The organism is Nonlabens sp. Ci31 (assembly GCF_012974865.1).
In the GTDB taxonomy this organism is placed as follows: domain Bacteria; phylum Bacteroidota; class Bacteroidia; order Flavobacteriales; family Flavobacteriaceae; genus Nonlabens.
On the sequence record NZ_CP043633.1, the window covers coordinates 1,190,558 to 1,211,133 of the forward strand.

General features: G+C 37.7%; 12 protein-coding genes and 1 tRNA gene. 9 read left to right on the top strand and 4 right to left on the bottom strand.

The features are described from left to right. The first annotated feature begins 19 nt into the window (after nucleotides 1-19). The 6 genes from F0365_RS05385 to F0365_RS05410 all read left to right on the top strand — a co-directional run bounded on the left by F0365_RS05385 (nucleotide 20) and on the right by F0365_RS05410 (nucleotide 9,288). The gene (locus tag F0365_RS05385; RefSeq protein WP_169932759.1) at nucleotides 20-1,372 is read left to right on the top strand and encodes a cytochrome-c peroxidase; all 1,353 of its coding nucleotides are present in this window, start codon (nucleotides 20-22) and stop codon (nucleotides 1,370-1,372) included. Nucleotides 1,373-1,514: 142 nt separating this feature from the next. Further along, on the top strand, nucleotides 1,515-2,504 hold the full coding sequence (locus F0365_RS05390; RefSeq protein ID WP_169932760.1) for an endonuclease/exonuclease/phosphatase: 990 nt from the start codon (nucleotides 1,515-1,517) through the stop codon (nucleotides 2,502-2,504). 244 nt (nucleotides 2,505-2,748) lie between these two features. Then, nucleotides 2,749-3,663 carry a type IX secretion system membrane protein PorP/SprF gene (locus tag F0365_RS05395; protein WP_169932761.1) on the top strand — a complete coding sequence of 305 codons (915 nt, stop codon included), beginning with the start codon at nucleotides 2,749-2,751 and terminating at the stop codon, nucleotides 3,661-3,663. A 25-nt stretch (nucleotides 3,664-3,688) separates the two neighbouring features. Then, nucleotides 3,689-5,557 carry an OmpA family protein gene (locus tag F0365_RS05400; RefSeq protein WP_240961917.1) on the top strand — a complete coding sequence of 623 codons (1,869 nt, stop codon included), beginning with the start codon at nucleotides 3,689-3,691 and terminating at the stop codon, nucleotides 5,555-5,557. 120 nt (nucleotides 5,558-5,677) lie between these two features. Next, on the top strand, nucleotides 5,678-8,455 hold the full coding sequence (locus tag F0365_RS05405; protein ID WP_169932762.1) for a PD-(D/E)XK nuclease family protein: 2,778 nt from the start codon (nucleotides 5,678-5,680) through the stop codon (nucleotides 8,453-8,455). Continuing rightward, complete coding sequence (locus tag F0365_RS05410; RefSeq protein WP_169932763.1) at nucleotides 8,452-9,288, top strand: alpha/beta hydrolase family protein; 837 nt, start codon at nucleotides 8,452-8,454, stop codon at nucleotides 9,286-9,288. The genes F0365_RS05405 and F0365_RS05410 overlap by 4 nt, the downstream gene beginning before the upstream one ends. A gap of 906 nt (nucleotides 9,289-10,194) precedes the next feature. Here F0365_RS05410 and F0365_RS05415 read toward each other — a convergent pair. Beyond that, nucleotides 10,195-10,268, bottom strand: a tRNA-Ala gene (locus tag F0365_RS05415). A gap of 162 nt (nucleotides 10,269-10,430) precedes the next feature. On the opposite strand from F0365_RS05415, the gene F0365_RS05420 reads away from it, so the two are divergent. The 3 genes from F0365_RS05420 to F0365_RS05425 all read left to right on the top strand — a co-directional run bounded on the left by F0365_RS05420 (nucleotide 10,431) and on the right by F0365_RS05425 (nucleotide 12,496). Continuing rightward, the gene (locus F0365_RS05420; protein WP_169932764.1) at nucleotides 10,431-11,762 is read left to right on the top strand and encodes an MATE family efflux transporter; all 1,332 of its coding nucleotides are present in this window, start codon (nucleotides 10,431-10,433) and stop codon (nucleotides 11,760-11,762) included. 153 nt (nucleotides 11,763-11,915) lie between these two features. After that, nucleotides 11,916-12,050: a hypothetical protein gene (locus tag F0365_RS16650; RefSeq protein ID WP_262889025.1), complete on the top strand. Its 135-nt coding sequence runs from the start codon at nucleotides 11,916-11,918 to the stop codon at nucleotides 12,048-12,050. Further along, a complete protein-coding gene (locus tag F0365_RS05425) occupies nucleotides 12,047-12,496 on the top strand; it encodes a 6-pyruvoyl trahydropterin synthase family protein (RefSeq protein ID WP_169932765.1) in 450 nt (149 codons plus the stop codon). The genes F0365_RS16650 and F0365_RS05425 overlap by 4 nt, the downstream gene beginning before the upstream one ends. Before the next feature lie 312 nt (nucleotides 12,497-12,808). Here F0365_RS05425 and F0365_RS05430 read toward each other — a convergent pair whose 3' ends face one another. The 3 genes from F0365_RS05430 to F0365_RS05440 form a co-directional block, all read right to left on the bottom strand. Continuing rightward, on the bottom strand, nucleotides 12,809-14,716 hold the full coding sequence (locus F0365_RS05430; protein WP_169932766.1) for a CocE/NonD family hydrolase: 1,908 nt from the start codon (nucleotides 14,714-14,716) through the stop codon (nucleotides 12,809-12,811). Between the two features lie 90 nt (nucleotides 14,717-14,806). Beyond that, on the bottom strand, nucleotides 14,807-16,864 hold the full coding sequence (locus F0365_RS05435; protein WP_169932767.1) for a M13 family metallopeptidase: 2,058 nt from the start codon (nucleotides 16,862-16,864) through the stop codon (nucleotides 14,807-14,809). A 234-nt stretch (nucleotides 16,865-17,098) separates the two neighbouring features. Further along, nucleotides 17,099-20,446 carry a T9SS type A sorting domain-containing protein gene (locus tag F0365_RS05440; RefSeq protein WP_169932768.1) on the bottom strand — a complete coding sequence of 1,116 codons (3,348 nt, stop codon included), beginning with the start codon at nucleotides 20,444-20,446 and terminating at the stop codon, nucleotides 17,099-17,101. Nucleotides 20,447-20,576: the final 130 nt, after the last annotated feature.

The following is a 20,576-nucleotide window of genomic DNA, read 5'->3' on the forward strand; positions in this document are numbered from 1 at the left end:
GTTAAATTAGCCATTCACAATGGGAAAGAACTATCTATACTTATGGAGCATTTCATTTATATTTTTGGTTTCTTGTACAGAGACCGAAGATTATGAATTGGCGAGAACAGCATTAGATATACGTCTGGAGGAGTTGCTAGTGCAAAATGCTAATGGACAAGGAAAGCGCTTTTTCTTATTACCAGATAGCGATGATTTTAATGCGATACCTCAAGATCCGTTGAATCCGTTAAATACTTTTAAAGTTGCTTTAGGCCAGTTATTACTTCATGAAACGGCTACTGCTGGCGCCCCTAAAATGAGCCAAATGGAAGGCACCTATTCGTGCGCTTCATGTCACCCTGTAGCTTCCAGCTTTTATTCAGGTCGCAGGCAAGGAATAGGGGAAGGAGGAGCTGGTTTTGGTTTTGCTGGAGAAGGCAGGCAAATTGATTTGAACATGCCGCTGGACTCGGTAGATTTACAACCGGTACGGCCACCTACTTTATTAAACGTAGCCTATCAAGAAACAGCTTTGTGGAACGGTATGTTGGGTGCCACTGGTCCTAATTTAGGAACTGAATCCAGATGGGCGGCAACAGGAGTTCCCGAAAACCATTTGGGTTTTCAAGGACTAGAAACGCAAGCTTTAGTGGGTCAGTTAACGCACAGGCTTCAAATCGATGAAGATTTTATAAATAGCAATGGGTACCGATGGCTTTTTGATCAGGCTTTTGGAGATGTAGCTCCTGGTTCTAGGTACACCTCACAAACGGCTGCCTTAGCACTTGCCGCATTTAATAGAACACTTCTAGCAAATCGTTCCCCATGGCAAGATTATTTAAAAGGGGATTACGACGCTCTTTCTGATCGAGAGAAAAGAGGTGCTATTGTTTTTGCAGGTAAAGGGCAGTGTATTACTTGTCATACTGGCCCAGCGCTGAAAGATCAGGAATTTCACGCTTTTGGCTTTGGACACTTTGACGATTCTAATGATGCGATAGTTTTAGATGATGCAGGCTTTGATATGGTAAAAAAAGGTCGCGGAGGCTTTACAGGAAACTCTTCTGATAATTATAAGTTTAAGACACCTACGCTATACAATTTACGCGATGCAGCTTTCTACGGTCATGGCGCTACCTTTAATAGTATAGAAGAAGTGGTGCGTTATAAAAATAATACTTCGCTACAGGATCAAAACGCTTCTTTAAATCTGGCTTCAGAAATGGGGGCCATTGACCTTACCGAAGAAGAAATCTCAGATCTGGTTTACTTTTTAGATAAAAGCTTGTACGACGCAGAATTAACTCGCTATGTTCCGGGTGCTGTGCAGTCAGGGAACTGTTTTCCTAATGCAGACCCCCAAAGCAGAATTGATTTAGGCTGTAATTAAGCCCATTAGAGCCCTAGAATAGGCATATAAACACCTTTAATTTTAAAGAATATTGAACTCTTATTTCCCATTTAGATTACTTCAATATTCATTTAAAAAAGGGGAGTTATACCTTACATTTGAAGACTAAAATATTCTCGACTTGTCCATTCCTTCGCAATCTTTTGAGCAGTACACTGTTGCTTTTTATAATGTAGAAAATCTTTTTGATGCTATTAAAGACTCCCATGTATTAGATGAAGATTTTACTGAATTTGGCCAAAAGAAATGGACAGAAAACAGGTATCAAAAGAAACTCACTAAAATAAGCGATGCGATAAGCAAGATAGGTTTTGAACTCACAGGTAAGTTACCGGCTATAGTAGGTCTTGCAGAAGTAGAGAACAAAAAAGTACTCCATGACCTCATTACGCAACCTAAACTCGCTCAGAGCAATTATGATTTTATTCATTACAACAGCCCAGACGAGAGAGGAATAGACGTAGCCTTATTGTACGACACTCGAGTTTTTAAACCCAGTCATTCAGAGCCGCTTGTTGTATACCTAGAAAATGAAGAAGGTGTACGTGACACTACTAGAGATATATTATATGTGGAAGGAGTTCTAGCCGGCACTCCAGTTCATATTTACGTAAATCACTGGCCGTCACGTCGCGATGGTGCAGAGACTACCGATGCAAAAAGAGTTGAGGTAGCCAGTCAGTTAATTCAACACCTAGAAAAAAAGGATCCAAATAGTAACCGTACAGATCCATATTTAGAAATACAAGAAGCACATCATGTGATTATTATGGGAGATTTTAATGACGACCCAGAGAATAACAGTATCAAAGAAGGGATTTTACCTAAGGGTTTTGATAATATAACAGCTCCTTTAAAGAAGTTTCACCGAGGTACTTTAAACCATCAATTTAAATGGAATCTTTTTGATCAGATTATGATTAGTGAGAGTTTACATAATGATATTTACGATTGTTTATATTTTCATAAAGCAGATATTTTTGACGACATCATGTTGAGACAATGGAAGGGAAAATACCGCGGTCAACCAGCCCGAACATTTGTAGGGCGCAATTATAAAGGCGGTTATAGTGATCATTTTCCGGTTTTTGCTCTCTTTAGAAGAAATTAAGACGTTATTGAACCCCAAAACGTCTCTCTTAATCTATTATGGATTTGTTAAACAAAAGTAGGGGTAGTTTTTTTATATATTCACCAAACCAGATGCAAGTATACTATTTAAAAATGTCTAGTTTTTACCATTTCGCTTTCGCGAAAGCGGAATTAGAAGGAAGAAATTGAAGATCATAGCTAGAATCGTTCTATATTTAGCCATCTGAAACTGAAAACGCAACCTTAAAACTAACTTTGTGAGAATGAAAAAATTACTTGCAATGGGGCTCTTTATCTCTGTCGCTGCTACTAATGTAGTGCACGCACAACAAGATCCTCAGTACACACAGTACATGTACAATCAAAACATTATCAATCCAGCCTATGCAGGTACTCAAGATGGTGTGAATATCACAGCTCTTTACAGGCAGCAGTGGTCGGGTATCACTGGAGCGCCAGAAACCATTACCCTTTCTGGTAGTACACCAGTAGGGGAAAGAATAGGTTTAGGTCTTTCTATTATCTCAGACAACATAGGTCCGGTAAGTGAAACCAATGCATATGGAGACTTCTCATACAAACTACAAGTAGGGGAGAAAACTACGCTGGCTTTAGGTCTTAAGGCAGGACTTACCTTTTTTGATGTGAACCTGAATACCGTTCAAACTACACAACCAGGAGACCCGCTTTTTTCTGAAGAACTTAACGAGACTTATTTAAATCTAGGAGCCGGAGCCTTCCTTTACGGAGATAATTGGTATGCTGGTTTTTCTGTTCCTAATATGTTGAGAAGTACACACCTTGACGAGAACGGCTTAACATTCGGTAGTGAGACACAACACTACTTCTTAACAGGTGGATACGTTTTTGACGTTGCTGATAATATTAAATTGAAGCCACACATGCTGGTAAAAGGAGCCTTTGACTCTCCGGTGAGTTTTGACTTAAATACCAACGTTTTGTTCAACAACAAATTTGAATTAGGAGTTTCTTACCGCTATGAAGATTCCTTCAGTGGATTGATAGGAATGAATATTACAGATAATATTAAAGTAGGTTATGCTTATGACCGAATAGTTTCTGATATTTCTGTAGTTTCTGATAGCTCTCACGAGGTATTTTTAACATTTGGCCTAGCCTTCCCACGTAAAGTGATGCAATCGCCGCGTTTCTTCTAATTCTAAACATGCAAAGAGTACAACCATGAAAAAACTATATATACTTTTAATTTTATTCGTTGGTGTAGCGATGAGCGCTCAAGCACAAAGCGATAAAACTGCAAAAGCAGATAAACTATACGAGCAACTACGTTATGTAGATGCAGCAGAGGCTTATGAAAAGCTGATCAAAAACGGAATAAGAACTCCACACGTTTATACACAACTAGGAGATTCTTATTTTTATAACAGTGATTTTAAAAATGCCGAAAAAAATTATGCGAGAGCAATAAAAAATGATCCTCAAGCAGAGACTCTTTATAGATATGCTCAATCTTTAAAGGCTTCTCAAAAATATGATCTTTCTAATACCATCATGAATCAATTTGCGTCTCTAAAGCCAGGAGATGATCGTGCTAAAGAATTCAAATCAAACCCCAATTATATCTATGATATTCTTGGTATGAAAGAAGGTTTTACCACTAAATCTCATAAATTCAACACAGAAGCAAGTGATTTTTCTGCATTACAAGTAGGAAACAAACTATACTTCTCAAGTGCTCGTAACGAGAACAGAGGTAAGTATGGATGGAATGAAGAGCCTTACTTGGATATTTATGAAGCAACTATCGATGATGCTGGTGTAGTAGGAAAGCCGGAGCTTGTAAATGGAGAAGTAAATACAAAATATCATGAAGGTACTTTAGACATTACACCAGATGGGAAATATATGTTTTTTACTCGTGTGGATTACTATAAAGGAGATTATGATAAAGCGGTGGATGGAGAAAGTAAACTTACCATCTACAGAGCATTAAATGCTGGCGGAGAATGGAGAGACGTTGCCACTACCTCTTTAGAATCTAAAGAATATGGGGTAGGTCACCCCTCCATAACTAAAGATGGAAAAGCTATTTATTTTGCAAGTGAAGCACCGGGTGGACAAGGAGGAACTGATATTTATAAAGCCGATCTTAAAGATGGTATCATTTCTAATCCTGTTAATTTAGGGCCTTCAGTGAATACTGCCGGAGATGACTCATTCCCTTACATCGCAGACGATAATACACTTTACTTTTCAAGCAATGGTCATTTAGGCTTAGGCGGTCTTGATGTATTTAAGTATAAAGATGGTAAAGTAACTAATATGGGGAGTCCCGTTAACAGTTCTTTAGATGACTTTGGTTTTTCTTATTTAGAAGCTACAGGTAAAGGTTATGTTTCTTCTAACCGTAAAGGTGGACAAGGTGGTGATGACGTATATGGAATAGAAAGAATTGAAATTTGTGAAGTAGCAGTTAGTGTAAAAGCAGTGGATGCTGAAACAGGGATGCCTATTCCAGGTGCTATTGTTTCTTTGCAAGACGGAGATGACAACAGTATGGCAGGACAGACTACAGATGCAAATGGTATAGCTGTATTTACAACGGATTGTAACCTAGAACTTACCGCTCGTGGAGCAAAAGATAAATACGAAAGTGGAGAAGCTACTTTATCAGTAGCTGAAGAAGAAACTGCAATGGTAGAGGTAATGATGACTCCAGAACCAGAAATCGTCGAAGATAAAATCATCCTCAATAAGATTTACTTTGACCTAGACAAGTCTGATATCAGACCAGATGCTGCTCTTGAGCTGGATAGGTTAGTAGGATTAATGGAAAAATATCCTACGCTTGAAATTCTTGCAGAAACTTATGCAGACATAAGAGGTTCTGACGATTATAACCTTGCTCTTACAGAAAGACGCGCAAAAAGCATCATAAAATACATAGAATCCCAAGGAATTGAGGCTTCTAAATTAAAAGCTGCAGGTCGTGGAGAAGCAAATCCAATCGTAGACTGTGCCTCTAAAAAATGTACCTCAGAAGAATATGAATTGTCTCGTAGATCAGAATTTACGATTACAAAAAGATAATACGCATTACTAATCAACCCAATGCTTATAAGTCCATTTGCTCTTGCAAATGGACTTTTTTATTTCTAAAAGTGATCTAAAATATGCTCTTAAAATGAGCATATTAATTATCTTAACCAGATGAATTCATTTTTAGAAAAAGTCCTTGAAGATCTTGAGAAGAATCAAATAGATACCACTACTGCTATTTATGTCGTGCCGTCTAGACGGGTTGGTATTTTTCTAAGCAGGTACATAGCACAACGTCTGGATCAACCTATATTTTTACCTAAAATTTATAGCGTAGAAGAGTATATTGAACAGCTTGCTGAGGTAGAAATAGTCAATGACTTAGACCTATTACCGCTGTTTTATAAAGCCTACAAAAGTGTTGAGAAGGAAGAGAATCTGGATAGCTTTGACGAGTTTATAGGTTGGGCAACCACCATTCTCAAAGACTTTAATGAAATGGATCGTTACCTTGTGGATCCAGAGCAATTCTTTAATTATTTGGGTAGTGTCAAAGAAATGGATCATTGGGCTTTGAATAAAAATCCCACTTTGATGGTTTCTAAATATTTGAGATTTTGGAAAAAATTACACTTGTATTACGACGCTTTTCAAAAACTATGTATCGAAAACGAAACTGCTTATCAAGGCATGGCGTACCGATTAGCTTTTGCCCGCTGTAAGGAGTACTTCGATACACCAACCACCAACCTTGATGAAGGGAAAGAAGAGCAAGTACCTTTGACCTTAGGGCATAAAAGGCAAACTATATTTTTAGGGCTCAACGCACTGAATACAGCCGAATCTAAGATCATACAGAAACTTCTCGAAGAAGAAAAGGCTTCTATTTATTGGGATATAGATACCTATTTGATGGGTCTACCTTATCAGGAGTCTGGTAAGTTTATACGCAAGTTTAAGAAGGAGTGGAAGTATTATGATTCCAAAGAACTAAAGCTTTATGCTAACGAGTACAATACCAATAAACAAATAGATATTCACGGAGCTGCGGGTAATTTAAGCATGATACAAGTGGCTGCTCAGTTAATGGAGCAAATACCTCAGGAAGAATTGGAAGAAACTGCGATTATCCTTGCAGATGAGCGTTTGTTACTTCCCTTACTAGATGCCATACCTAAGAATGTGGAGCACTTTAATGTGACTATGGGACTTGCACTAGACCAGTTACCGTTATCTGCTTTTATCTATGATATCATTAAGATGCATACAGAGGCTATCGAGGACGGTTTCTACTATAAGGGTATGGTGAATATTTTAGAATCTTCCTTTGCTCATATTTTAATTAAAAATGACTCTCGCAACTTGGTCCAACACATCAGAGAGAATAATTTGATTTATGTTACTCCATCGAGCTTTGATAAGGTCTCACAAAGCCCTGTTCTCCAGAAAATACTTCAACCTTTACAGAATGTAGGCTCGCTTATCGAATTGATTCGGTTCGTGTTGCACGAGCTTAAAATCAAATTGCTAAAAGAAGAGAACCGAAGGCTAGAAATAGAACAATTACTAGGTATTACAGAAGTGGTTCAAAATCTGGCGACCATCATTGACAACAATCAAGAAATAAAAGACCTTAAAACCGTTGCTTACCTATACAAGCAATTGGTACCCCTTAAAAATCTCGATTTTATTGGAGAACCAGTGCGGGGACTTCAAGTTATGGGGCTGTTAGAAACCAGGGCGCTAGATTATAAAAACACCATCATGCTTTCTGTAAATGAAGGGATTTTACCAGCGGGAAAATCAACCGCTTCTTATATTTCAAATGATATGAAGTATCAGTTTGAGTTGCCTACTTATTCAGAGAAAGATAGTGTATACGCCTACCACTTTTACAGATTGCTTCATCGAGTAGAAAAGGCCGCTTTTATTTACAATACAGAAGGAGATACCTTAGGTGGTGGCGAGAAAAGCAGGTTTTTAACTCAGTTAGAAACAGATGAAAACTCTAATCATATCATCTCGCACCAACAGTATATTTTTAAAAATACTGCGGTAAAAGAAGAGTTGATGGTGATTAAAAAAGAACCCTCTTACTTGGAACGATTACAGCAAATTGCAACCAGCGGTTTCAGTCCTTCTGCGCTGACCAGTTATGTGCGCAATCCAATTGATTTTTATGCCAGCAAGATTTTGCGGATTTCAGACATGGAAGATGTGGAAGAGAATATTGCTGCAAACACGATGGGCTCTATTATTCATGAAGCCCTTGATAAATTGTACCAGCCTTATGTCGGTAAACTATTGATCAAAGAAGATTTTGATCACATCAAAAAGCAAATTCTGCCCGAATTAGAAAAGGCTTATCAAGAGTGTTACACGTCAGAATCGACACCCTTAGGCAAGAATAAGATCATTTATGAAGTATCCCTTCATTACATCAAGAAAATGGTACAAAGCGACCTAGATCTTGTTAAAGGTGGCCGAGAACTCGTTATTAAAAGCGTAGAGCGCAAACTAGAGGCTCAGATAAAAGTTCCACAAATAGGTCAAGTGAAAATCCATGGAATGGTGGACCGTATTGATCAGCTGGATGGGAAACTGCGCATTATCGATTATAAGTCAGGAGCGACCGAAAAAGGAAACGTAGGTATTGACCCAGAAGACTTTAATATACTAAGTGATGACTATAAAAAGTCAAAAGCCTTCCAAGTCCTGATGTACACCTATTTATACAGCCTTAACGAACCATTTACAGAAGCCAGCGCAGGGATTATTAGTTTTAAGAACTTTGATGAGGGCTATATTCCTTTTGCTTTTAAAGAAGGAAGATCTTATAAAGAAAAAATGATCGATGCAGAGGTACTTCAAAATTTTGAAAAAGTACTTGTGAGTTTGATTCAAGAATTGTTTAATATAGAAATCCACCTTACAGAAAAACCAGTATGATCACAAGGAATAATATTATTTTAAAAGGAGAAAATGATCGCGCTATAGTACTCGATTATGAGTATGAAGAAACAAGTACGCCTTTACCAGTGGTTGTTTTTTGTCATGGGTACAAAGGATTTAAAGATTGGGGCACCTGGAGCTTGATGGGTTCCGCTTTAGCGAAAGCGGGATTTTTATTCATAAAATTCAACTATTCACACAATGGCGGTACGGTAGAGCAGCCTATTGATTTTTCAGATCTCGAGGCTTTTGGAAACAACAATTACAGTATAGAAGTAAGAGATACGATCCGGGTTTTAGGTTGGATAGAAAACTCAGAGTTGCCCGTAGATCGCCATCAAATTAACCTATTAGGACATTCCAGAGCCGGCGGAATCACCACCATAGTTACAGCAAAAGAGCCTAGAGTTTCAAAACTCATCACACTTGCTGGAGTAGCTCATCATGCCGAGCGTTTCCCAGATGCTAAAGGAATAGAAGAATGGAAAGAAAAAGGGGTTATTTACGTTAAAAATGCCCGTACAAAGCAAGAAATGCCACTTTTCTATCAATTTTATAAAGATTTCCTTCAAAATGAGGAAGAATTAACCATTCTCAAACAAGCTGAAAAAATCAAACAACCCCACTTGATCCTTCATGGAGAAAAAGATGAAGCAGTTTTAGTAAGTGAGGCACATGACCTTCATAAAGCAAGTCCTTATTCTCAATTAAAACTTATCAGAGAAGCTAACCATACCTTAGGCGCCTCGCATCCATGGAATTCCGATCGATTACCAGAAGATTTAAGACAAGCGGTGCAGTGCATGGTTAATTTTATGAAAGGATCTTAAATAAGTATACACCTAACTAAAAGCTAGGTGTATATTGGGATTAAAGAGTTGTTAACTATTAGTTTTTAATAAATTTACCCAATTAACAACTTCATGAACTTTCTAGATTGAAGAAACAATTGCATATTTGAAATGTTATTAATCCAAACAACTACTTATTAGATTCCCTAAGAATCAACAGTAGCATAAATAAAAGAAAATAAATTTCGTTCATTACCTGCATGGTTTTAAATGAATATTTCAAGAGTCAGAATGTGCTTGTCGGCGTTCTGACTTTTTTCTTGCCCTGACTTTCAGGATTCCTGTTTTCAAGTTTTGAACATCAGAAATTTCTTAAAAGTATATCAAATATTGACATTAACTTAATGATAAACAGGGTGTTATCATTTAAACGGTTTTTCATAACCATTTGTAGAACAAGAGGTTAAAACTATAGTTTTCATCACTGCTCAGTCCAGTTTAGAAGGGGTTCCTAAAAAAAAAAGGAAGAAGTTATCCACGCTTTCGCGAAAGCGAAATACATCAAAAACATTGTTTGAAACGCAGCTTGTCAAGTTTTAAGGAGGTTAAAGAAAGAATTCTTCATCTGAGTGCTAATTAATTAATAAGGTTTGCCAAATCTCAGAAAACAAAAAAGCCAAGGATGGAGCTCCTCAGCTTTTTCTAGTAGTCCAAAATAACAAAATATAGGACTCTTTTTTATAAGGTTCTTCTTTATTAAGTGATAAAGAAATCCAACAAGTAAAAGTTTGTTTAACTCATTTCATGATGTCGGGCTGCAAATATAGTTTGTTGGAATAGGAGTTAGGGCTAATTTGAATAGATATTTATAACTATTTTGTAGGAGCTATTTTTTAAATAAAAAAAGCCATTGCTTATTGCAATGACTTCTATAAAAAATTCTTGTGGAGAATACCGGATTCGAACCGGTCACCTCTTGCCTGCCAGGCAAGCGCTCTAGCCAAATGAGCTAATCCCCCAAATTATTTTCAAAACATTCTCATTTAAGGTGATAAGTTCAAATTGTTCACCTTCCCGACCGAAAAGTCGGGACGCTCTAACCAAATAAGCTAACGCGCCAAAATTAGATTTCAAATATACACGGAAGTTATCATATTTTAGAGATTATATTTACACGCTTTATGGCAGTACAAATCAACACATCACAAATCCTCAAACTCGCGATACCAGCTATAATTGCGGGTATTGCAGAGCCGTTGATCAGTATTACAGACCTTGCTATTATCGGTAAAATGGAAGGTGATACGACCAATGCACTTGCTGCAATAGGCTTAGTTGGCACGTTTTTAAGTGCGATTATTTGGACGCTAGCACAAACTAAAACGTCCATTTCCTCTATAGTTTCCAATACTTTAGGAGCAAATCAGCTGGAAAAAATCAATGATTTGATACCACAAGTGGTGTGGTTAAACATTGTTTTAGGAATTCTTATTTATCTGATTACTGCTCCTATTGCCAGCTTTATATTTGCAGCATATAAAGCGCAAGGAGACGTTCTTTCCATTGCTTCTAGCTACTATCAAGTGCGTTCTTTGGGATTTCCTATGACGCTGTGTGCGTTTGCTATTTTTGGTATTTTCAGAGGTTTGCAAAACACCTCATGGGCGATGATTGCGAGTCTTTCAGGCGCGGTGGTAAATATTCTATTAACGCTCACTTTAGTTTATGGAATTGATGGTGTGATTCCGTCTTATGGAATTATGGGTGCAGCTTATGGCAGTTTAGCAGCACAGTTGGTCATGCTGTTGATTGCTATCTATTTTCTTTATAAAAACACGATGTTTAGTTTAAAGTTGACCATCTGGCAACCTCATGAAAAACTCCGAAAGCACATAGGTTTAACAGCAAATTTCTTTTTGCGTACTGTTGCTATTAACGTGGCGATTTATTTCTCCTACAGATTTGCAAATGACTATGGCGTTGCCGAGGCCGCTGCTCATGCAGTACTTATGAATATATGGTTGTTGTTTTCATTTTTAGTAGATGGTTTTGCTAATGCAGGAAACGCCATAGGTGGCAAGTTGTTGGGCTCAAAGGATGGAGAATCACTCAAGTATCTAGCCAATAAAACCTCGCTTTACGGTGTTGTGATTGCGGTGTTTCTAACCATAATTTGTGCGCTTCTATACCCAGTATTAGGAAATAGATTCACAGATGATCCTGAGGTATTAGAAATTATTGCTAACACCTTTTGGATCGTATTGCTTATGCAACCCATTAATGCGGTGGCCTTTGTTTATGATGGGATTTTTAAAGGCTGGGGAGAGGCTTCTTATTTGCGCAATTTGTTGTGGCTGTTAACGGCGCTGGTGTTTTTACCAGTTTTGTTTTTGCTCGATTACTTTGGATGGGACCTCTATGCTGTTTGGTTTGCCTTTTTTGCTTGGATGATAGGCCGTGCCGCTGTTTTATTCTTTAAGTTTAAAAGTAAGGTCGCTGCGATGGAGTCTTAATTTCTAGTTGATATAGGAAATGAATTAGGTAATAATTACCTTTTAATAGGCAATCAGCTCATACAGCAACTTTTATGTCTTACAGAAGATAGAAAGCCTAATAACCACAAACATCTTCTTAAATAGTATCTTTGCAATATAAAATAGTAGTTAATGAATGCATTACTCATAGAGGATACTACGTTCTTAGATATCATGGGATTTCTAGGAGGTTCAGGACTGTTTTTAGTGCTGGGGATACTGCTCATTATTGTAGTGGTTTATAATAAATACAAACGCAAAGGATGAGAAAAGTACGTATTACTAAGGAATTTACATTTGAAACTGGTCACGCTCTTTATGGTTATGACGGGAAATGCCGTAATGTGCATGGGCACAGCTATAAACTTGCCGTAACGGTTATAGGAACTCCTATTGATGAGTTGGGACATGTAAAGCACGGAATGGTGATCGATTTTGGTGATTTGAAAAAGATCATTAAGGAAGAAATAGTTGATCCTTTTGATCATGCAACGGTGTTTAATAAAAACACTCCCCACGTAGAACTTGCCAAAGAACTTTCAGATCGAGGACACGACGTTATTTTAGTAGATTACCAACCTACCAGCGAGATGATGATCATCGATTTTGCCGATAAAATTCAAAAACGATTGCCTGCAACTATCGCACTGCATCATTTGAGACTTAGAGAAACAGAAACCAGCTATGCCGAGTGGCATGCTGCAGATCACTAGGAGGGACGATTTTTTAAAATGTAAAAAACGTTTTAGTTATTAATTTGATAATACCAGCTACCAATTGATAAGTAGCCGAGATCACATTAGGCTTTTTTTCTTCAATATAATTTGCTTCCATGTGTAAGGTATTTTTAATAATTTACTAATATCTAGAAATTTATTTAATATAAAAGCTAAAACACATAATTATTCGATGAAATACATGCTTTGTTAATTTATTATCTTACGAACGTCCAGAGCAGGATATAAAAAAGCTCCTTAAGTCAACTTACTGACTTAAGGAGCTTTTTTATAATAGGTATTTTATACCTACTTCTTTATCTTAGGCAATTGCATTTCAATACCGTTATTTTCTCCTACTGTAACTTCACTGCTTCCTAGAATAGTAACCTGACCTACTGTAAAATCACTTTCTTCTGCTTCAAATATATTGTCCACATACTTCTGCGGATTGCGATCTATGTATGGAAACCAAGTACTGTGAATTTGGATCATGATTCTATGCCCTTTTTTAAAGGTGTGCAATACATCTTGTAAAGGGAAATTTACTTGAGTCTTCTTACCTTCTTTAAAAGGTTCTGGCTTAGAAAAATTATTTCTAAAACGACCTCTAAAGGTTTCTGCTCGCACCAATTGTTGGTAGCCTGCAAGAGTTATATTTTCTGGTGTGTACTCGCCGTTTGGTTCGTCATCTGGATACACATCTATAACTTTTACAATAAAGTCTGCATCAGTAATGTCTTTTAAGATCACTTCTAGGTTGGCTTGAATTTCTCCAGCAAGACGCATGTCGTTGTCTAGAATCTCTGTCTGGAAAGTCAGCACATCTGGTCTTCTTGAAGCATGTCTTTGATCGTCGGTCATGTAAGCTCTAGGTGTAAAAGTTACTGGAGTTACTTCACTTCTAAAAGGAACCGGTTTCATAGGATCGCTTATATAGGTATGTTTCACATTCTTATCGCCTGCTTCATTGATCAACAACTCCCCATTTTTGCCAAATCCAAAAGTAATTGTAGCGTCTTTAGGTGGCCATTGAGTAAATTGATTCCATTCTTTTAAACCCGTATCAAACATATAAGCTTCTGGCAATTGCGGATTCTTCTCTCCTTTTAAGTGATGCTCAAAGAATGGCGTTTCGATATTTTTTTGATAAAATGTAGAAATACTATCACCAAAGTAGATGTGATTTACCATTTGCTTACCGGTTTCTCTAGACCAGTTTCCATGACTCCATGGCCCCATTACAATAGTGTTATTTTTATTAGTAGGATTATTACGTTCTACACTTTTATAGATGTTGAGTGGCCCATAAAGATCCTCAGCATCAAACCAGCCACCTACGGTCATTACGGCATGATCTACATCAGTTAGATGATTGATAATGGCGCGCTTTTGCCAGAATTCGTCATAATTAGGGTGAGTGGCGACATCTTTCCAAAAGAAATTATCTGGAAAAATATTTTCAGTGACATTTTTCAGTGACCCTAATGTCATGTTGAAATCATAACTGTCTTTTAAGTTTCCTGCAGCTCTCATTTTATCCCACTTGTCATTGTACCAGCTTTCTGTAGTAGGTTCTGTCTGGTGTCCAAAAACTGGATATGCCATTAAATAACTCTGTAAAGTGGCTCCCATGTGATGAAAGTCATCAAAGAAAAAATCTCCGATAGGTGCTTGTGGAGAAGAAGCTACTAATGAAGGATGCGCTTCTGGAAGTGCCGCTGCGGTATAGAAGCCAGGATAGGAAATACCCCATTGGCCTACTTTATTATTATTGTTAGGGACATTATTAATAAGCCATTCTATGGTATCGTACGTATCGCTGCTTTCGTCAATGTCTTTCTTATTATTGACATCGTTACCTGCAATATGTGGTCTCATATTATCAAAGTCGCCTTCACTCATCCATCGACCACGTACATCTTGATAGACAAAGATGTAACCTTCCTCCATCATGAATTTATTAGGTCCTAAAGCGCTTTTGTACTCGCCTTCTTCATAAGGTCGCACGCTGTAACAAGTGCGTTGCAACATGATAGGATATTCTTTAGAAGTGTCTTTTGGTGCATAGATGACGGTGTATAAGTTTACGCCGTCTCGCATGGAGATTTTTTCTACCGTTTTGGTATAGTTTTCTTTGACGTAGTTGGAGGTAGGTTGCGCTTTCGCGAAAGCGAAACTAACAACAGCAATGATGGCTAGAATAAAATTTTTCATGATTTTTATTTAAGAGATGCTAAATATAGCAGTTGGATACAAAAAAAGGCCTTCTGTTAAGAAAGCCTTAATATAAGTAATATAAAATTTTTACCAGATCAATACACGATCTTCAGGAGCGATGTACATACCATCTTTTTCTTTGATATCAAAAGCGTCGTAAAATGCTTGGATATTTTGAAGAGGTACGTAACCACGATACATTCCTGGAGAGTGTGTATCGCCTTTGATACGTTGCTTGAGCGCCTCATCTCTCATTTTAGTACGCCAGGCACTTGCCCAGCTTAAAAAGAAACGTTGTTGTTGTGTGTAACCATCAATAAGTGCTACCTCCCCTTTATCCTCTAGCCATAAATTAAGGGCATCATAAGCAGCATTTACGCCACCTAAATCGCCAATGTTTTCACCTAATGTATAAGAACCATTGATATAAATACCAGGCAATACTTCAATTGCATCGTATTGTAAAGCTAGATCGTTCCCCAAAACTTCAAATTGTTCTTTATCAGCATCGGTCCACCAATTGGTCATGTTACCATTTGCAGCAAATTTTGCACCTTGATCATCAAAACCGTGGGAGATTTCATGCCCTATAACAGCACCCATACCACCGAAGTTGATGGCAGCATCTGCTTCATAATCATAAAAAGGTGGTTGTAAAATAGCTGCTGGAAAAACGATTTCATTATAATAAGGATTGTAATAAGCATTCACTGTTTGTGGAGACATGAACCACTCTGACTTGTCTACCTGTTCTCCTAGCTTACTCATATTATCATTATAGTTGTACTCTTGAACAGCAAGCATATTGTCAAACAGAGTACCACCATCTTTAGGACTTTTAATTTCCATCTCAGAATAGTCTTTCCATTTATCTGGATAACCTATTTTAATGGTCATTCCGTTGAGTTTTTCTATTGCTTTTGTCTTGGTATCAGCACTCATCCATTTTAAGTTATTGATGCGCTTCTCGTAAGCTTTCTTTACGTATTCTATCATTTCTTTTGCCTTAGCTTTTGCTTCTGGCGGGAATTTTTTATCAACGTAGAGTTGGCCTAGCGCTTCTCCTAAAGTTCCATTTACGGCTGCAAGAGCTCGTTCATCTTGTGGGCGTTGTTCTTTTGCACCACCCATAGTCTTGCTGTAAAAGTCAAAATTTGCATCTTCTAATGCTGTCGAAAGCGAGCTGGCAGCGTTGTCAATTAGAGACCATCTCATATATTTTTTCATGATTTCCAGATTTGCTGGTTTCCACATGGTATTTAAGGCTTTTAAGTAATCTGGTTCACTGACAATCAGATTATCAAATTCTTTCATTCCAGCTTTATCAAAATAGGATTTCCACTCTATCGCAGGGGCAATTTTTTGAAGGCCTTCTACGGTCATAGGGTTATAAGTCTTGCTTGGGTTTCTTCTAGTCACTTTGTCTAGTCTAGGAATAGCCATAGACTTTTCAAAAGCAACAATTTCACTTGCTGTTATTTGAGCTTCAGCTTTCTCCATTCCTGTCATTCCTAGCATTCTAGCAACGTGCATTTCGTATTTAGCTAGTTTTTCTTTACTGTCTTCATCTTCTCCTACATAATACTCACGAGCCATCCCTAAAGATCCGTTCCCTAATTGGGCTACATTCATATTTGTATCCATAGCGTCTGGTGCCACTCCTACATAAAAGAAAGCATTCAATCCTTTTTTAGCTAAGTTAGCTTTCACGTCTAGCAATTCATCCAGGGATTTGATACCTTCAATCTTTTCAAGATATGGAACTAAAGGTTGGTAACCTGCTTGGTTACGAGCCTCGTTATCCATCATACTTTGAAAAACATAAACGGCTTTTGCTTGATCTGATTCAGGGTCAAGATCTTTATCGTTCATAGCCTTGTCTAAGATAGCGAGCACATCTGCATCGGTATCTTTTCTTAATTTGTTGAATCCGCCCCAAACAGTTTGATCGTCAGGAATTTCTGTGGAATCTATCCAGACACCATTTACAAAGCGGTAAAAATCATCTTTAGGAGAGGTGTTTTTATCCATGTAACCCAGCTCTAGTCCAGGTTGTTCTTTTGCCTCAACATCTCTTTTGGTTTCACAGGAAACTAGGGCAACCAGGGCCGCTCCAGCTATTAATAGGCTTGATTTAATCTTCATTTTAGTTCTTCTTTAGTTCAATTAATTGGTTTTCTAAGATACAAAATTATTCACTCGAATTGTTAAGCAGGTGATTTTCAATACTGCTAGTTATGAATGCGGCAATACTTATCGACAGAAGGCGGTAGCTAAAGTGTGAAAACAACCATAAAAAAAGGCTTTCCTAAGAGAAAAGCCTTTTATACCAGGTACATTTTAAAATATACTGGATGTAAAAAAAGGATCAGTTGTCGATTATTTTACAATCAATTTTTGAGTTACTGATCCTCTCACGGTGGAGATATTTATAAAATACATTCCTTGAGACACACCAGATAAATCAACCTGGTGAGTAGTTCCGGAATTCTTTTTTCTTGTAGCAATTCTTTTTCCACTGACATCGTAAACACTATAATCAAATTCTAGAGCCGCATTCCATGCGATATTGAAAACTCCTATGGAAGGGTTAGGATAGATGGAGAACAAATCTTCGAGAGATGTTGACTCGGTGCTTAAAGTTCCATTAATTACAAAGTTATCAATTACCGCTCCTTCATAAGTAACCGATTGATCTGTTCTTAAAACATATCTAAACACTACTTCTGTAGGATTATTAAGAGCGCTCAAAGAAAGGCTGTAATTATTTAAGGTTGCAGAAGCTCCAGTCCATTGGGCCCCTAAACAATTATAACAATTTGAATTGTTAGGGAATCTATTAGAATTATACCAGTTAGGATCAGCTGCAGAGCCTAGAATACTCCAGTTATCTCCACCATCTGTTGAATATTCCATATAAAGTAAATCCCAATTATTTTCTATATCAAAAGCCATATCAAATGACAAAACAGGGTTGGTAGCATTAGATAAATCATAACAACCTGAATATAAATAGCTGGTAGAATTATTGCCGTATGGACCAGAGAGATTAGTGGCATAAACATTTGAAGCGCCCGCAACAGTGCTTCCTAAAACGCTTCCATTTGCAGTACCTCGTTGCCATGTAGAAGATGCATCACCTTCATTGGAGGCAAGAAAATCTCTATTTTCAAATTGGTGTAAGTCGTTCACTACGCCAGAGGAGTTGCTTAAAATTTCTATAAAGCCTTCATTATTAGTAGAGAAGTAATCGTTTGCTGTGGTCACGGTGACATAGATAGTATTTGCTCCTAAAGCTAGATTAAGTCCTGGAGTATTTATACTGGCTGTTCCTTGCGGAGCGATAGACACACTGGTTTGCTGTGAAATACTTGTCCCTCCATCAATACTGTAATTGATGTCAACGCTATTTATAGCAGTCATTCCCGCGTTTTCTAAAATAATGTTTACAGTATTATTTCCACAAGCTATTTCACCGCCATTAGTTAGAAGCTCCACTACTCTTACGTCTGTATTGGGGGCAACGCGTTGGACAGCCGTTTGCCAGATACCTCTGCCGTAGGTTCCAGCGGTTAAGGTGTTGTCATTAGTGTTTATTTCGAGGTCTCTAATATTTACATTCGGCAAATTATTTCCAAAGGAATCCCATAGGCCATTACTTTCATCATATCGATAAGTACCTACAGTAGTACCCACAAATAAAGGTTCGTCTAAGCTTAGTGCTTGGTGTGCTAAGGTGTTTTTACCCAAATTAGGAAGGTTACTAGTTATGTTTGTAAAGCTGGCACCTTGACTATTACTTTTATATACTTGACCATTAGAGAACCTTGTTGCAGCATAAACAATAGAACTATCATTAAAATTGACTTCTATAGCAGAGATGTTTTCTGGAAAGTTAAATATGCTAATAAAGTTTGCTCCAGCATCGATACTTCTATATAAAACTTCATTAACTGCAGCATAAATAACATTATCGTCGTTAGGATCTATTTCTAAAACATCAATATTAGAATTGAAGGCTGGAGATACTGCAGTAAAAGAACCGCCAACAACTTTATACAATCTGCTGTAGCCGGCATAAATAGTTCCCCTACTATCGGTTTTCATAGGAGTGATCCAGTTCCCTTGTTCAGGGCCATTTATACTGCTTGAGAGACTGTTTCCTCCATTGGTAGAAATATACAAACCACCTCCACGTTGTGTGAAACCGTATCTAATATTGGAATCAGTTGGGTCAATCCCAGACTCCATTCCATCAGCACCATAATAATTCTTCCAAGAGCTTGCGCTTCTCGAAAAGCCTCCGTTATCTTGCAATCCACCGGCAATGTCTGCGCTGGATTGTTTTCCCACAGCAATTCTATAAAACTGCCCTATTTGTGCACTGCTAGTCAGATCAGTAAAGCTTGCTGCTTCATTAGTACTTCTATACACTCCACCGTCAGACAGAACAAATAACTCATTACCAAATTGTCTTATCTGGTGAATATCTGCATGGGTATATGCCGCTTGCGAACTATTACTCCAGCTGTTGATCTTGGTAAATGAAGAACCTCCAGAAGTAGATTTCCACACATTGAGACATCCTGTGTAAATAGTTTCTGCATTAGTTGGGGAAACCTCTAAAGCTAGGTCGTACCATCCTTGAGCACTTTCTAAAATATCAGTGCCGGTGTCTCTTTTAGAAAAAGAAATACCACTATCGTTGGACCTATAAACACCTACAAGAGCCGCACTACTGTCAATTATAAGCAAGTAAACATAACTTGCATTTGCAGGAGAAACTCCTATTACAGACCTTCCTTGATTAGTGGGCAGTCCAGAAGTGATTTGTGTCCATGTCGCTCCTTGATTTGTAGATTTAAAGAATTGCGACAACGTAGACATATAAATGACATTAGAATCTCCAGGTTTAAATTTAATATCCTTAACATTACCATTAAAGGTTCTTGAAACTGTAGTACCAGCGTCGGTAGATTTATAAAACCCACTACTTGAAGAAATGTAAAGGTTGTTACTATTAGCAGGATCTATGTAGATTTCACTAATATTTCCACCTCTTGAAAATGTCAGACCAGTAGTGTTAAAGGTCGCACCAGCGTCAGTTGACTTAAGCATTCCTATGCTGTACGTATCGCCTGCATCATCATCTCCAGTTCCTATATAAACAATATTGGAATTATTAGGATCTACCGCAATAGCACTTGTTCCTATTTGAGAAAGAAAGTCTGTCAACGGACTCCAAGTAGTTCCTGCGTCTGTGGACTTCCAAGCGCCACCTCCAGGCGTACCCATATAATAGGTGTTGGAATTATTAGGGTCTACAATCAGAGTATTCACTCTACCCTGACCAGGCGACCAAGAACCGGTTGCTGTAAAGCTAAAGGGCCCTACTGGAACCCAGTTGGAATTATCTACTAAACTGTTTTTTAATAAATTTTGGTTGAGTTCGTTTTGAATCTCTAAAGCAGACTGTAACGTACCGTCTGCCTTTACATAAGCTTCAGCTCTATCGACCCATCTCATAAAAGGTTTGAAACCGCTACCCCTTGCATCTTTATCATGTACTTGCCAGTAACTTTCTCCAGCAGCTTTTATTTCTTCATAAGTAGGGGTGGCACCGTTTTTTTGACGTATCAATTCTTGCATCCATGGAGCGTCTGATCCTAATTGTGCTATAGCAGTAGCACTGAGAATAAATACTAAGAAGCTAAATAATTTTTTCATGTGGAATTCAATTAAGGAAATGCAATATAATGAGCGTTGATGAGTAAATTATAAATTTATTTAAAAACGCCCTTATTTTGAACTAAAACACGCGATTTTCAGTTGTTTTGATCAACAAATTAGGTTTTTA

What these genes read in the sequence shown, in the direction of transcription:
- F0365_RS05385 (WP_169932759.1), top strand. Translation starts at nt 20, where the DNA reads ATGGGAAAGAACTATCTATACTTATGGAGCATTTCATTTATATTTTTG.
- F0365_RS05395 (WP_169932761.1), top strand. Translation starts at nt 2,749, where the DNA reads ATGAAAAAATTACTTGCAATGGGGCTCTTTATCTCTGTCGCTGCTACT.
- F0365_RS05400 (WP_240961917.1), top strand. Translation starts at nt 3,689, where the DNA reads ATGAAAAAACTATATATACTTTTAATTTTATTCGTTGGTGTAGCGATG.
- F0365_RS05405 (WP_169932762.1), top strand. Translation starts at nt 5,678, where the DNA reads ATGAATTCATTTTTAGAAAAAGTCCTTGAAGATCTTGAGAAGAATCAA.
- F0365_RS05410 (WP_169932763.1), top strand. Translation starts at nt 8,452, where the DNA reads ATGATCACAAGGAATAATATTATTTTAAAAGGAGAAAATGATCGCGCT.
- F0365_RS05420 (WP_169932764.1), top strand. Translation starts at nt 10,431, where the DNA reads ATGGCAGTACAAATCAACACATCACAAATCCTCAAACTCGCGATACCA.
- F0365_RS16650 (WP_262889025.1), top strand. Translation starts at nt 11,916, where the DNA reads ATGAATGCATTACTCATAGAGGATACTACGTTCTTAGATATCATGGGA.
- F0365_RS05425 (WP_169932765.1), top strand. Translation starts at nt 12,047, where the DNA reads ATGAGAAAAGTACGTATTACTAAGGAATTTACATTTGAAACTGGTCAC.
- F0365_RS05430 (WP_169932766.1), bottom strand. Translation starts at nt 14,716, where the DNA reads ATGAAAAATTTTATTCTAGCCATCATTGCTGTTGTTAGTTTCGCTTTC.
- F0365_RS05435 (WP_169932767.1), bottom strand. Translation starts at nt 16,864, where the DNA reads ATGAAGATTAAATCAAGCCTATTAATAGCTGGAGCGGCCCTGGTTGCC.
- F0365_RS05440 (WP_169932768.1), bottom strand. Translation starts at nt 20,446, where the DNA reads ATGAAAAAATTATTTAGCTTCTTAGTATTTATTCTCAGTGCTACTGCT.